Source organism: Streptomyces sp. NPDC002130, assembly GCF_040296465.1.
In the GTDB taxonomy this organism is placed as follows: Bacteria; Actinomycetota; Actinomycetes; order Streptomycetales; family Streptomycetaceae; genus Streptomyces.
Window position 1 is genome coordinate 1 of record NZ_JBEOXI010000220.1, and the last position, 13,724, is coordinate 13,724.

Annotated in this window: 14 protein-coding genes; all 14 read right to left on the reverse strand. The window is 71.0% G+C overall.

From position 1 onward, the window contains the following. Window positions 1–146: 146 nt before the first annotated feature. Entirely contained in the window at window positions 147–1,361 is a 1,215-nt protein-coding gene (locus tag ABT116_RS31665) for a PucR family transcriptional regulator (RefSeq protein ID WP_351640838.1), read from the reverse strand. 78 nt (window positions 1,362–1,439) lie between these two features. Beyond that, complete coding sequence (locus ABT116_RS31670) at window positions 1,440–2,456, reverse strand: amidohydrolase family protein (protein ID WP_351640840.1); 1,017 nt, start codon at window positions 2,454–2,456, stop codon at window positions 1,440–1,442. 4 nt (window positions 2,457–2,460) lie between these two features. Further along, window positions 2,461–2,982: a 3-hydroxyanthranilate 3,4-dioxygenase gene (locus tag ABT116_RS31675; protein ID WP_351640841.1), complete on the reverse strand. Its 522-nt coding sequence runs from the start codon at window positions 2,980–2,982 to the stop codon at window positions 2,461–2,463. 26 nt (window positions 2,983–3,008) lie between these two features. Further along, entirely contained in the window at window positions 3,009–3,434 is a 426-nt protein-coding gene (locus ABT116_RS31680) for a RidA family protein (RefSeq protein WP_351640842.1), read from the reverse strand. After that, window positions 3,434–4,195 carry a 2-keto-4-pentenoate hydratase gene (locus ABT116_RS31685; protein WP_351640844.1) on the reverse strand — a complete coding sequence of 254 codons (762 nt, stop codon included), beginning with the start codon at window positions 4,193–4,195 and terminating at the stop codon, window positions 3,434–3,436. Before ABT116_RS31685 ends, ABT116_RS31680 begins: the two co-directional genes overlap by 1 nt. Next, the gene (gene dmpG, locus ABT116_RS31690) at window positions 4,192–5,229 is read right to left on the reverse strand and encodes a 4-hydroxy-2-oxovalerate aldolase (protein ID WP_351640846.1); all 1,038 of its coding nucleotides are present in this window, start codon (window positions 5,227–5,229) and stop codon (window positions 4,192–4,194) included. The genes ABT116_RS31685 and dmpG overlap by 4 nt, the downstream gene beginning before the upstream one ends. Then, window positions 5,214–6,176, reverse strand: a complete 963-nt coding sequence (locus tag ABT116_RS31695; RefSeq protein WP_351640847.1) for an acetaldehyde dehydrogenase (acetylating) — start codon at window positions 6,174–6,176, stop codon at window positions 5,214–5,216. The genes dmpG and ABT116_RS31695 overlap by 16 nt, the downstream gene beginning before the upstream one ends. Then, window positions 6,173–7,024, reverse strand: a complete 852-nt coding sequence (locus tag ABT116_RS31700) for a 2-keto-4-pentenoate hydratase (RefSeq protein ID WP_351640848.1) — start codon at window positions 7,022–7,024, stop codon at window positions 6,173–6,175. Before ABT116_RS31700 ends, ABT116_RS31695 begins: the two co-directional genes overlap by 4 nt. Further along, window positions 7,021–8,496: a 2-hydroxymuconic semialdehyde dehydrogenase gene (locus ABT116_RS31705; protein ID WP_351640850.1), complete on the reverse strand. Its 1,476-nt coding sequence runs from the start codon at window positions 8,494–8,496 to the stop codon at window positions 7,021–7,023. Before ABT116_RS31705 ends, ABT116_RS31700 begins: the two co-directional genes overlap by 4 nt. After that, window positions 8,486–9,982, reverse strand: coding sequence for an amino acid permease (locus tag ABT116_RS31710; protein ID WP_351640851.1), 1,497 nt, complete (start codon window positions 9,980–9,982; stop codon window positions 8,486–8,488). Before ABT116_RS31710 ends, ABT116_RS31705 begins: the two co-directional genes overlap by 11 nt. Further along, on the reverse strand, window positions 9,979–11,268 hold the full coding sequence (gene kynU, locus ABT116_RS31715) for a kynureninase (RefSeq protein WP_351640853.1): 1,290 nt from the start codon (window positions 11,266–11,268) through the stop codon (window positions 9,979–9,981). The genes ABT116_RS31710 and kynU overlap by 4 nt, the downstream gene beginning before the upstream one ends. 128 nt (window positions 11,269–11,396) lie before the next feature. After that, on the reverse strand, window positions 11,397–12,287 hold the full coding sequence (locus tag ABT116_RS31720; protein WP_351640855.1) for an alpha/beta hydrolase: 891 nt from the start codon (window positions 12,285–12,287) through the stop codon (window positions 11,397–11,399). Continuing rightward, window positions 12,284–13,453, reverse strand: coding sequence for an indoleamine 2,3-dioxygenase (locus ABT116_RS31725; RefSeq protein WP_351640857.1), 1,170 nt, complete (start codon window positions 13,451–13,453; stop codon window positions 12,284–12,286). The genes ABT116_RS31720 and ABT116_RS31725 overlap by 4 nt, the downstream gene beginning before the upstream one ends. A 100-nt stretch (window positions 13,454–13,553) precedes the next feature. Next, window positions 13,554–13,724: ArsR/SmtB family transcription factor (locus ABT116_RS31730; protein WP_502983971.1), on the reverse strand; the 171-nt coding region annotated here is incomplete at its 5' end.

Here is a 13,724-nt window from a genome sequence, read left to right on the forward strand (position 1 = left end):
CGACGGCGGCGGTGTACAGGCCGTCGCCGAGTCGGGAGACGCCTTGGCCGACGAAGAGCAGCAGGAGGTTGCGGTCGCTGAGCAGTGCCATGCCGAAAGGGTCCTCGGCGGCCCCGCACCGCTCAACTTATTCGTCGGAACACTAATCAGTCGGGGATCCCCAGATCGCGCATGCGCAGGTGCAGTTCCGCCAGGAAGCGCGTCTGCGCGTCACGCGGGTCGAAGCCGCTCACCTCTCTGATGCGTTGGAGGCGGTAGCGGAAGGTGTTCGGGTGCAGATGCAGCTGCGCGGCGGCGGCGTTGGTGTCGCCGAAATGGTCCAGGTAGCAGCGGAGTGTGGCCAGGAGCTGGGTGTGCTGGTGCCGGTCGTGGCGTTCCAGTGCGGAGACGGCGCCGCCCAGGGTCTCGCCGTCCTGGCGGAGGGCGCCCCGCAGCCGGGAGAGGGCGTACAGCAGCTGGACGTCCTCGAAGGCGGCGACGCGGGGGGCCGACGGGTACTGCTGTTGCAGTCCGGTGATCCGGTCGACGTGGGATCTGGCGTACGGGATCCGGCCGGGTTCCGCAACGGCGGAGCTGACGGCCAGCACGATGCGCTCCCGCAGCGCCGCACGGTCCCACAGGTCCCGGGCGACGTTCACCGAGCGGGCCCTGGCCTCGGTGTCGTCCGTGGATGCCGGCCAGGGCAGCACCGCGTAGGTGGCGCGGTCGTGCCGGGTGACGAGGGAGCGGGGGTGCACGGTCGTCAGGTACAGACGCAGCATGTCCGACGGGGTCTCGCCGAAGGCCGCATCATGCGCTGGCCGGCCCGGCGCGGCGGCCAGGACAGTGGCTTTGGTGGTGGACAGCCCCAGCCGCGCGGCGGCCTGTTCGGCGTCCGCCGTCCCGAACAGGAGGGCCTCCAGGTCGTCATGGTCAGTGGTGCCCTGCCCGTCGCGGCTCATGCGGACGGCGATCGTCTGTGCGGCGGCGCGGAAGTGCGCCGTCTGCTGTGGGTCGAACGGGGTCTGGGTGCTGGCCCACAGGTATCCCAGGTGCGGACCGTCGTGCTGGACCCGGCAGGCCATCCGGGGCTTGGCCCGGTCGGAGGCCGGGTCCAGGAAGACGGGCTCCGGGGAGGCGATCAGGCGGGCGATGTCCCCCCGGGAGCGCAGCACCTCGACGAGCCAGGGCTGGGCCTGCCGCTCCAGGATTCCGGAGACCCTTTCCTCGTCCGCGCTCTGCTGTCCTTTCGACCAGGCGAGCACCCGGAACTCTGTGTCCTCCAGGACGATCGGCACGTTGAGGAGTTCCCCGGCGGCGTCGATGACCGAGAACAGGTCTTCACGCCGGCCGGCCGTGCCGTCGCGGCCCAGCTGGGACATCTCACCCACCTCCGCAGGTCCGGCATTCATGTTAGGCGGCTTGTGCACTGGTCCTGGCCCGGCACCGGGCACCGCCTCTCAACCGGCGAGCCCGAGGAAGCGTTCGGCGTTGCCCCGGCGGATCGACGCCTTCTCCTCGGAAGAGAGGAAGTCGCTCTCGCGCACGACCCGGCCCGCGGGCCGCTCGCCCAGCGGGTACGGGTAGTCGCTGCCGACCATGACCTGTCCGGCGCCGTAGGTGTCCACCAGCAGGCGCAGGGCGCTCGGGTCGAAGACGACGGAGTCGACGTGGAACCGGCCGATGTAGTGCGACGGCGGGTGTTCGGAGGTGCCCACCACGTCGGGGCGGCCCCGCCAGGCGTTGTCCATGCGTCCGAGCCAGAGGGCGAAGGATCCTCCGCCGTGCGCGAAGCAGATCTTCAGCCGGTCGTCGACACGGTCGAAGACCCCGCCGAGGATCATCGCCAGGAGCGACAGATGGGTCTCGGCGGGCATGGCGGTCAGCCACTGCGCCATCCAGCGGCGCAGTCGGGGTGAGTCGTCCATGTCCCAGGGGTGAACGAAGACCGGCACCTCCAGGAGGGCGCAGTGCTGGAGGAAGGTGACGACGCCCGCGCTGTCCAGGTCGTGGTCGCCGACGTGGTTGCCGATCTCGACTCCCCGGTGCCCGTTGGCCAGGCAGCGTTCCAGTTCGCGGCAGGCCGCGTCGGGGTCCTGCAGCGGCACCTGGCAGAAGGGGACGAGGCGGTCGGGGGCCGGGGCGACGATGTCCAGGGCCAGGTCGTTGAAGATCCGTGCGATCCGTGCCGCCTCGGCACCGCTGCGGCCGTAGTGGAAGAAGGCCGGCGTGGGTGAGACGACCTGCATGCCGATGCCGTCGGCGTCCATGTCCTTCAGACGGGCCGAGGCGTCCCAGCACTCGGCGCCGATTCGCCGGAACTCCCGGGATCCGAGCATGATCATCGCGTCGGCCTCCGACTCGACGCGCAGCCAGGGCGCCTGGGGACCGGCGTCGGCGCGGAGGTCGGGCCAGCCGTGCGGGACGTAGTGGGTGTGGACGTCGATGGTGTCGGCCTCGTGCGAGTGCTCGGACACGGGGTCATCCCTTCCCGGGGTGCTCGGCCCCGCAGGAGCCGCAGATCCGGGCCTGCCGGTCGTCGTAGAAGGCGGCGAAGACGGGGGGCAGGTCGGCCACGATGTCGGTGACCTGGAGCTCCACCTCGTGGACGAGGGCGTGGCAGGCGGGGCAGTACCACTGGAACTTCTCCAGGGTGCCCGGCTCTCGGACGCGTTCGATGACCAGGCCGATGCTGTCGGCTTCCGGGCGCTGCGGGGAGTGCGGCACGTTCCCGGGCAGCAGCCAGGTCTCGCCCTCCCGGATGTGGACGGTGCGCGGGCCGTCCTCGGTCATGACGTCGACGTACATGGCGCCGCGCACCTGGTGGAACCACTCCTCGTACGGGTCGACGTGGTAGTCGGTGCGCTGGTTGGGGCCGCCGACGACCTGGACGATGAAGTCCGCGCCCAGGGCCATGGTGCGGTTGTTCACGGGCGGCTTGAGCAGGTGGGCGTGGTCGTCGATCCACTTCTGGAAGTGGATGACCTCGGGGAGGGCGGTCATGACGTGTCTCCTTGAGAGATGGCGGGTCAGTGTCCCGAGCGGCGGCTGAGGGTGGCCACGGCCTGGATCTCGATGAGCAGGTGCGGATGCGGCAACTGGTGGACGGCGACCGTCGTGCGGGTGGGGCCGTGGGCGTCGAAGTACTCGGCGTAGACCTCGTTGTAGCCACCGAAGTCGTTCATGTTCACGAGGTAGGCGGTGATCTGGGCGATGTCCTCCAGGTCGGCGCCGACCGACCGCAGGATGGCGCGCAGGTTCTCGATGACGGCGCGGGTCTGGGCCCGGATGTCGAGGGTGGTCGTGCCCAGGGCGTCGGCCTCGGCGCCCGCGAAGGTGTTGTCCGGCCTGCGGGAGCTGGTGCCGGAGACGAAGACGAGGTCGCCGACGACCTTGACGTGCGGGAACCGTCCTCGGGGGGCGGCCTGCCCGTCGACTACGCGTGCGGTGTTCATCAGCGGCCCTTCAGGGTTACGGTGCCGAGCCCCGCGATGTCGCAGACGGTGACGCCGGGGGTGAGCGGCAGGGCGGCGGTGGCGGCGCCGGCCAGGACGATCTGCCCGGGGGCGAGGGGGATACGGCGCCTGCGGCAGATGTCGAGCAGGGCGTGCAGGGCGGCCAGGGGTGCTCCGAGGATCGCCGCGGTGGATCCGACGGCCTCCGCCTGCGGGGTGCGCAGCCGCACCGCCTTGTTCGCGACGTCGGTGAGCGGGTGCCAGGAGCCGACGGCGTAACCGGCGGCCGAGGTGTTGTCGGCGATGACGTCGGTGACGGTGAAGCGGAAGTCCTGGTAGCGGGAGTCGATGATCTCGATGGCCGGTGCGACCGCGTCCACGCACGAGGCGATGTCGGTCGCGGGGTCGTCGAGATCGACCTGTCGGCTCAGCCGGAACGCCACTTCCGGTTCGACCCGGGGATGGATGAAGTCCGACAGGTCCACCTCGGCGCCGTCGCCGATGCGCATGGCGTCGGTCAGGCGTCCCACGATGATCTCGGAGACACCCATCTGCGCCATCTTGGCCTTGCTGGTGAAGCCCAGCTTCACGCCGGTGAGCCGCTCTCCCCCGGCCTGCCGCAGACTGACCAGGGCTTCCTGCACGGCGTAGGCGTCGTCGATGCCGAGAGAGTGGGTGTCGGCGAGGCTGGGGACGGGGGTGCGCCGGTGAGCGGCCGTGTGCAGACGCAGGGCCAGTTCCAGGCGATCGGGGGTGCTCATGCTGTTTCTCCTGCCTCGGCGGGCACACGGGCCAGGTCCAGGGCGATGTCGGTGAGAAGGTCCTCCTGGCCGCCGACCAGCCCGCGGCGGCCGGCCTCCTGGAGCAGCAGGCGGGAGTCGAGCCCGTGCCGCGCGGCCACGCGTGCCGCGTGCAGCAGGAAGCTGGAGTAGACGCCCGCGCGGCCGAGGGTCAGGGTGTCGCGGTCGACCTGGACGGGCCGCTCCCGCAGGGGCCGTACGAGGTCCTCGGCGGCGTCCTGGAGGGCGAACAGATCGCAGCCGTGGCGCCAGCCGAGCAGGTCCGCCACGGCGACGAACGGCTCCGCTGGACAGTTCCCTGCGCCCGCCCCTTGTCCGGCGAGCGCGACGTCCACGCGCAGTGCCCCGTGCTCGACGGCCGTGACGCTGTTGGCGACGGACAGCGACAGGTTCTCGTGCGCGTGGATGCCGATCTGCGTGTCGTCGGCGAGCACCTGGCGCAGGGCGTCGACGCGTTCGGCGACGTCCCTCATGGTCAGCCGGCCGGCGGAGTCGGTGACGTAGACGCAGTGGGCTCCGTAGGACTCCATCAGCCGGGCTTGTTCGGCGAGTCGGGCCGGGGCGGCCATGTGGCTCATCATCAGGAACCCGGCGACGTCCATGCCGCTCTCGCGGGCCCAGGCGATGTGCTGCGCGCTGATGTCGGCCTCGGTGCAGTGGGTGGCCACGCGCACGCTGCCCACGCCGAGGGCACGGGCCCGGCGCAGGTCGGCGATGGTGCCGATGCCCGGCAGCAGCAGGGTGGTGAGGGTGGCGTTCTCGATCACCTCGGCCGCGGCCCGGATCCATTCTTCGTCGGTGTGGGCCCCGAAGCCGTAGGTGGCGCTGGAGCCGCCGAGGCCGTCGCCGTGGGCGACCTCGATGGCGTCCACCCCGGCCCGGTCGAGTGCGGCCACGATGTCGCGGACCTGGGCGGTGGTGTAGCGGTGCCCGACGGCGTGCATGCCGTCCCGCAGGGTCACGTCCTGGACGTAGAGGTTCACTTGCTCACCCATCCTCGGAGTTCGGCCATGCGCTCGGCTGTCCGCAGGGCGGCGGAGGTCATGATGTCGAGGTTGCCGGCGTATTCCGGCAGGTAGTGGCCGGCGCCGCGGACCTGGAGGAAGCAGGTGACCTGCGTGCCCGTCACATGCCGGCCGAGGTGCGGGATCCACACCTCCCGCAGGGCGTCGAACTGCACGTCCTGCACGAGTTCGTAGCCGGGCACGTACTCCTGGACGTCCCAGACCGCCTGCCCCACCGAGTCCTCGATGGCGCGCAGCGTGCCGACCGTGGCGTCCTCGACGACGCAGTAGACGGTGTTGCGCATGGAGACCGGCGGGTCGGCCGGGTTGAGCACGATGACGGCCTTGGCGGTGGCCGCGCCCGCGACCTCGCGCAGGGCCCGCGCGGTGGTCTCGGTGAACTCGTCGATGTTGGCGCGGGTGCCGGGCCCGGCGGACCGGGTCGAGAGGGAGGCCACGATCTCGGCGTAGGCCACCGGAGTCACCCGGGAGACGGCCGCGGCGACGGGTACGGTGGCCTGCCCGCCGCAGGTGACCATGTTGACGTCGTCGGCGGCGAGGTGCTTCTCCAGGTTCACCGAGGGGACGGTGAGCGGCCCCGAAGCGGCCGGCGTGAGGTCGACGAGCAGTTTGCCGTGGGCGCGGCAGACTTCGGCGTGCCGGGCGTGGGCGCCGGCCGAGGTCGCGTCGAACACGATCCGGACGTCGGCGAACTCGTCCATCTCCAGGAGACCGTCGATTCCCGCAGGGGTGGTGGCCACGTGCAGGCGCCGGGCGCGCGCCAGGCCCTCGGAGGCCGGGTCGATGCCCACCAGGGCCGCCATGTGCAGGGTCTCCGACTGCCGGATGACCTTGACCATCAGGTCGGTTCCGATGTTCCCCGAGCCCAGGACGGCGACCTTGACGCCGTCGGCCCGGGCGGTGGTTCCGGTGCTCATGCGCTGTCCTCCGTACGGGGCTCGATGAGGGCCTCGACCGTGCCGAGTCCGTCCAGTTCCAGGCGGTAGCGGCCGCCGTGGGTGATCTCCGCCATCGGTCCCAGGGCACCGGACATCACCACGTCGCCGGCGCACAGGGGCCGGCCCCGGCGGGCCAGTTCGCGCGCCAGCCAGGTGACGGCGACGACCGGGGAGCCGAGGCAGGCGTGACCGGCACCGAAGGAGACGGGCTCGTCGTCGCGGTACAGCGTCATCCCGACCCGGGCCAGGTCGAGCCCGGTCAGGGTGTGCGGGACGGTGCCGAGGACGACGGCGCCGCTGGAGGCGTTGTCGGCGACGGTGTCGGTGATGGTCAGGTCCCATCCGGCGATGCGGGAGTCCACGATCTCGACGGCCGGCAGGACGAAGGCGGTGGCGCGCAGGACGTCCGCGACGGTGGCGCCGGGCCGGTCGAGGTCACGGTCGAGGACGAAGGCGATCTCCCCCTCGGCGCGCGGCTGTATGAAGCGGTCCAGGGCGACGGGCTCGCCGTGGGCGAGGACCATGTCGTCGAAGAGCATCCCGAAGTCGGGTTCGAAGACGCCGAACTGCTCCTGTACGGCGGGCGCGGTCAGGCCGATCTTGGCACCGACCCTTCGTGCTCCCGCGGCCAGCCGTGCGGAGGCGAGGCGGCTCTGCACCTCGTAGGCGGTGTCGATGCCGGTGTCGCCGAGCAGGTCGCGGACGGGGGCGCAGGGCGTTCGGGTGGCGGCTGCGCGGGTCAGGCGGGAGACGGCGGCCTCGACGGCGTCGTCTCCTCCGGTCGGCGGGGCGTGTGTGGCCGGCTCGGTGTCGGTGTCGGTCGTCATAGCTGCACGCACACATTCGTGGGCTCGGTGTAGAAGTGGAGGGAGGAGGCGCCGCCTTCCCTGCCGATGCCGGAGAGCCCGGCACCGCCGAAGGGAGAGCGCAGGTCGCGCAGGAACCAGGTGTTGACCCAGGCCATGCCCACGTCCATGCGTTGGGCGACACGGTGGCCGCGGCGCAGGTCGTTGGTCCACACGGCGGCGGCGAGACCGTAGTCGGTGTCGTTGGCCAGGGCGATGGCCTCCTCTTCGGTGTCGAAGGGGATGAGCGCGGCGACGGGACCGAAGATCTCCTCGCGTACGGGGCGGTCGGCGTTGGTCAGCCCGGTCCACAAGGTGGGTTCGATCCAGGCGCCGCCGTCGAGGCCGGGCCCGAGGTCCGGAGTGCCGCCCCCGGTGACGACCTTGGCGCCTGCCTGTTCGGCGAGGTCGTAGTAGCGCAGCACCTTGCGCCGGTGCTCCTGGGAGATCAGCGGGCCGGTGGTGGTGTGCGCGCTGAACGGGTCGTCCAGCCGCAGCCGGCCGGCCCGCTCGGCCAGGCCGTCGACGATGTCCGTGAACACGGCCCGGTGGACGTAGACCCGCTCGGTGCACAGGCACACCTGGCCCGTGTTGGTGAACACCGACCGGGACAGCCCGTCGAGCGTCTCGTCGACATCGACGTCGTCGAAGACGATCGCGGCGTTCTTGCCGCCGAGTTCGAAGGACACCGGGCGCACCCCGGGCGCCGCCGCTCGCATGACCTCGGTCCCGGTGGCGGACGATCCCGTGAACGTGATCCCGTCCACGCCCGGATGGGTCACCAGGAACTCGCCCGCGGAGCCGGCGCCGAAGCCGTGCACGACGTTGTAGGCCCCGGCGGGCAGACCGGCATCGGCCAGCACCTCGGCCAGCAAGGCCGCGGTGGACGGGGTTTCCTCGCTGGGCTTGACGACCACCGCGTTGCCGCAGGCGAGCGCGGGGGCGACCTTCCAGGTGAGCAGCAGCAGCGGCAGGTTCCAGGGCACGATCACGGCCACCACGCCCAGCGGTTTGCGCACCGCGTAGTTGAGGGCCTGGCGTCCGTCCGGCAGGTCGGTGAGGTAGGAGTCCTGGCCGGCCGCGGCCACGATGTCGGCGAACGTGCGGAAGTTGGCGATCGCGCGGGCGACGTCGAGTTCGCGGGCCTGGGTCACGGGCTTGCCCGTGTCGCCGACCTCCGCGGCCACGAACTCCTCGAAGCGCTGCTCGATCAGGTCGGCCGCCCGGCGCAGCAGCGCGGTGCGTTCCCGTACGGGAGTGTGGGCCCAGCCGTCCGCCAGGGCGCCGCGCGCCGAGCGGACCGCGCGGTCGACCAGGGTCCGGTCCGCCTCGTGCACCTGGGCGAGGGGCGTGCCGGTGGCCGGGTCGGTCTTCGTGAAGCAGCGTTCCTCGTCGGGTTCGGTGAAGGTGCCGCCGACGAAGTTGCGGATGACGGGCAGGGGTTCAGCGGACATGGGGTGCCTCCTGGGAGTCGGGTTCGCCCGCCTCCTTGTTCGGCGCGACGGGTGCGTTCCGGCGCATCACGTGGCGGACCTTGAGGGCGTAGACCAGGAGCAGGGCGAGGGTGAAGCCGGAGCCGACCCAGGCGGCCTGCGCCATCACGGGCACCACTGCGGCGGTCGAGGCCACCGCCAGCACACCCGCGATGCCCGCCCAGGCCGTCCAGGCGCCGCCCGGAACCCGCAGGTCCTGCGGTGCGGCCGGTTGATCGGAGCGGCGGAACGCGAGGTAGGACGCGAGGATCAGCAGCCACACCAGGAGGACGGAGAAGATGGCGACGGAGACCAGGAGGTTGAAGACGCTGTTGACCTTGAAAGCGGCCAGCAGGGCTGCCGCGACGATGCCGACGGCGGAGACCAGCAGGGCCCGCACCGGGACCCCGCGGCGGCTGAGACGGGCCACGGCGGCGGGGGCGCATCTGTCGTGGCCCAGGGAGTCCAGGAAGCGGCTGGCCGCGTAGAGCTGCGCGTTGGCCGAGGAGATCGCCGCGATCAGCACGATCGCGTTGGTCAGCGAGGCGGCGGCCGGAATGCCGACCTGGGTGAAGACGTGGACGAACGGGCTGCCGTCGACGCCCCCGTCACCGCCTGCGACGTCCCGCCACGGCACGAGGGTGACGATGAGCCCTATGGACAGGATGTAGAACAGTCCCAGGCGCCAGATGAGTGCGCGCATCGCGGTGCGGATGGACCGTGCGGGGTCGGCTGTCTCCGCCGCCGAGATGGAGACGGTCTCGAATCCCACGAAGGCGAACATCACGACGGACAGGGCGGTCCAGACGGCCGTCAGCCCGTTGGGGAAGAAGCCGCCACCGGAGGTGAGGTTTCCCAGGCCCGTGGCCGGCGTGTGCGGCAGTCCGACGAACACCAGCAGCAGTCCTGCCGCGATGAACACCACCACCGCGGTCACCTTCACGCTCGACAGCCAGAACTCCGCGAAGCCGAAGGACCCGACGCTGAAGAGGTTGACGCCCAGTACCACGGCGGCGACGGCGGAGATGAGCAGGAGCATTGGGGCTTGGGGCCACCAGTAGCGGATGTAGATCGCCGCGGCCACCACCTCGCCGCCGATGGCGACCGTCGTTCCGGCCCAGAACAGCCACCGGACGACGAAGCCCGCCCACGGGCCGAGATAGAGGTGGGCGATGGTCCCGAAGGTGCCGCGCACGGGATGGGCGATGGTCATCGCCCCCAGCACCCGGGCGATGATGGCGACGAGTACCGCGCCCGCGATGTAGGAGAGGATCACGGCAGGGCCTGCTATGCCGATGGCCGAACCGGACCCCAGGAAGAGGCCGGTGCCCAGCGCGCAGCCGAGGCCGATCATGGTGGTCTGGCGGTGGGTGAGCGAGCGTACGAGCTCGCCCGGGGGCCGTTGGTCCCCGCCTGCGAAGGCCGCCTGCCCAGACGGGAGGGGGGCCGCGTTGCCGGTCTGGGTCATCTTTCCTCCGGAACGGAGTGGGCCAGCGCGTCGGCGGCCCGCCAGCAGTCGTGGAAGGTGGAGTAGAGGGGCACCGGCGCCAGCCGGATGATGTCCGGCTCGCGGGCGTCGGCGACGACTCCGTGCTCGTGGCGCAGCCTGCGGGCCAGGTCGGCCGCGCTCGTACGGCCGACGCGCAGCGACAGCTGGGCGCCTCGGCGCTGCGGGTCCCTGGGAGTGATCAACGTCAGTGGACGGGTGAGGGTGATCGCGTCGAGAAGTCCCTCCAGGTACCCGGTCAGCTTCTCGCTGCGCCCCCGCAGCGCCGCCATGCCGACGGTGTCGAACAGTTCCAGCGAGGTGCGCACCGGGCCCATGGCGAGAATCGGCGGATTGGAGATCGCCCACGCGTCGGCGGTGGCCGGCGGACGGGAGACCGGTTCCATCCGGAACCGGGTGGCGGCGTCGGTGCTCCACCACCCTTCCAGGCGCTGCAGACCGCGGTCGGTGACGTGCCGCTGGTGGATGAACACCCCCGACAAAGCGCCGGGTCCGGAGTTGAGGTACTTGTAGGAGCACCAGGCGGCGAAGTCGACGTCCCAGTTGTGCAGATGGAGCGGGACGTTGCCTGCCGCATGGGCGAGGTCCCAGCCGACCGTCGCGCCCGCGGCGTGGCCGGCCGCGGTGATGGCGGGAATGTCCATCAGCTCGCCGGTGAGGTAGTTGACGCCGCCCAGCAGCATCAGGGCCACGGTGTGTCCCTGCCGGTCGAGGAAGTCGACGACGTCCTCCGTGCGCAGGCAGTCCTCCCCGGGACGCGGACGCAGCCTGGTGACCGCCTGGTCCGGATCGAGGCCCCGGAAGCGCACGTGGCTGCGCACCGCGTAGCTGTCGGAGGGGAAGGCGCTGTCCTCGATCACGACCTGTGTCCGCTCGCCCTGGGGGCGATAGAACGAAACCATCAGCAGATGCAGGTTCACCGTCAGGGAGTTCATGACGACGGTCTCTTCGGGCAGTGCCCCGACCAGGCGCGCGGCCGGCTCGGTCAGCAGGCGGTGATAGCCGAACCACGGGCGTACGGCGTCGTGGTGGCCTTCGACGCCGAAGCGGCTCCAGTCGGAGAGGTCCTGTGTCAGTTCCGCGAGGGTGGCCTTGGGCTGAAGGCCCAGGGAGTTGCCCGCGAGGTACGCGGTCTCGGTGTATCTGCCGCCGTCGGCGGGCGGTATGTGGAACAGCTCGCGGTGCCCCGGGAGGGCTTCGTCGAGCTGATGGGCCTCGGCTTCGGAGGCGGTGGGTCGCGCAAGCAAGGCAATACCCTTCTGGGAAATGGAGCCGGATGACCGATGCGAGTTGAAGGCGGCGCCGAAGCTGAGCGCCGCGGGCCCGAAGGTGGTCATGAGCGGGCTGGTCGCTCTGGTGGCGGGGAGTGAAGCGGTCAGCGCCGAGCCGCGGCCAGACGCATCAGACGGAGGGTCTCGGCATGAACTCGGGCGGTGGGCACGGCGAGTTCCACGGGAGAGTCGAAGTGGTTGCGCCCGGACTGCTCGAACGCGATGACCGGGCAGTCTTGCCGGCGCAGATGCTCCGCGAACGCGCGCGACTGCCGCTTGAACTCGTCCGTCTCACGTTCCCCCCAGGCGATCACCACGGGGCAGCGGACCGAAGGCGTCAACAACAGCGGACTGCAGTCTTGGACCTCGCTGCCGTCGATGCCCACGACGTCATTGACGTAGGTCTGCCGTACCGGGGTCAGGTCGTAGATCCCGCCGAAGAGCACCGCGCCCGCGATGGGGTCCGCGGGCAGACCCCACTGCCGCCACGGCGTGGCGAGCAGCATGGCGGCCAGGTGAGCGCCGGCCGAGGATCCGGAGACCACGATCCGCTCGGGGTCGATGCGATGGTCGGCCGCCCGGCGCCACAGCCAGACGAAGGCCCTGCGCACCTGGTCGACGATGTCCGAGAGCCGGGCTCGCGGGGCGAGGGTGTAGTCCGGAGTGGCGTAGACAGCACCCGCCTGCACCATGGCGGGAGCCGGGAACGCGGTGTCCTCCTTGGACAGCTGCTGCCAGTATCCGCCGTGGACGAAGAACAGAGCGGGTCGGCTTTCCGGGCCCGGTCCCGAGGGACCGTAGACGTCCAGCCGATCGTCGTCTCCCGGTCCGAAGCGCAGGTCGCGGCGGGCCACCGCGGCCAGCTCCTGTTGGGCGAGACGGCTGCGGTCCGTGTAGTCGTCCAGGAACGGCCGGATGTCGTCCACCATGCTGCTGGGTGAGTACTGGGCGTCCAGCTGGTCCTGGTCGAAGTCCCCGTACACAGGTGCTGTCATGGCAGCAGCCGATCGGTGGTCTCCTCCCGCGACTTCTTCAGAAAGGCGACGAAGTCGCTGCCGCCGGTTCCCTTGGCGGTCTCCTGGTCGCTCTGGAACCGCTTGATGTAGCGCCCGGTGATGCCGATGTGCTGGGCCCGGAGCCGGACCAGGGCGTCCACCGCCGCGTTGTACGCGTCGCCGAGCCGGGGGTGGGTGCCGCGGTTGCGCTCGACGCATTCACGGACCGATGGACCGGCCTCGAGATCCTCCAGGAAGCGACGGTGCGGCGCGGGCATGTGTGCGCGCATGCCGGTCAGGAATCCCGCTGTCATCCCGTGCGGGTGCGGTATGTCGAGTCCGGCGTCGAAGGCCTGGATGAGGGAGCTCTGTGCGGCGCTCCCGCCGGCCAGCACCAGCGGTTCCCGGTCCACACCCTCGAAGCGCAGCCCCGGCGCGGACCATCCCGTGAGGAACGGCCTGATGCGATGGTAGAAGACGTAGTGATCGCACCAGCGCTCGACGTCGAGGAACGCGTCGGTCACCTTGTCGACGACATCGCGGATACCGAGCAGCGCCTCGGTGAGACCGGCCTGGTCCTCGGCCGCCGCCGCGTGCTGGGCCCGCACGAGCAGGGGCAGCCCGGGAGCGCCGGCGAGTTCGACGCCCACCGTCGCCAGATAGAACCACTTCTCGTCGACGCCGCCGAGAAACGTCACCTGGGTGTCGATGTTCGACATGCTCAGCGGTTCGCCGGCGTCGATGCGCCGCCAGTTGTGGAGCACGATGGAGGCGTGGGAGATGATCGGCGCCCGGTCCAGGGCTTCGGCGAGCGTGTGGAGCGGCCCTGCCAACGGTGCCGGAAGCGTATCCGCGGGTGTGTCGGTGGCCCACACGTACGCGTTCGCGAGAGAGCACAACAGCAGCATGGCCCGTTCCTGCTCCCCGCTGGAGTGCAGCCGGTCCGGTGCGAGGACGGGCAGCGATTCGACCGCCGGGCGCATCCGCCCTGTCATGATCAGGGCCGCGATGTTCCGCCCGAGCCGCTCCCACGGTTCGTAGTACACCGGCAGCGCGTCCACCGGGTCCTCGGCGGGCACGAACCCGTGCACGGCATCGATGGCGTACTCGCCCAGCGCGGCCACTCGGGGCCGGGGAGCGCGTATGCGCGTCGTATCAGGGATCATTGCGCTTCCTCCTCGTGCGTCTCCACGAGGCTGCCCTTCCCACGAGCTGGGGCATATGGACGCCGGCACGAACTCGGCGCCCTCCGATTGGGCTCGGGCACTATGACGTCGCGGTGTCGTCGCCCCTCAGGAAGCTCTCCAGGCCCGGGGTCAGGCCCGCCACCTGCCCGGACACGAGCCGGTACAGGACGTAGTAGCCCTCGCGGCGGCGCTCCAGCAGGCCCGCGTCCGCCAGCACGCGCAGGTGCTTGGACAGGGCGGCCTCGCTGAC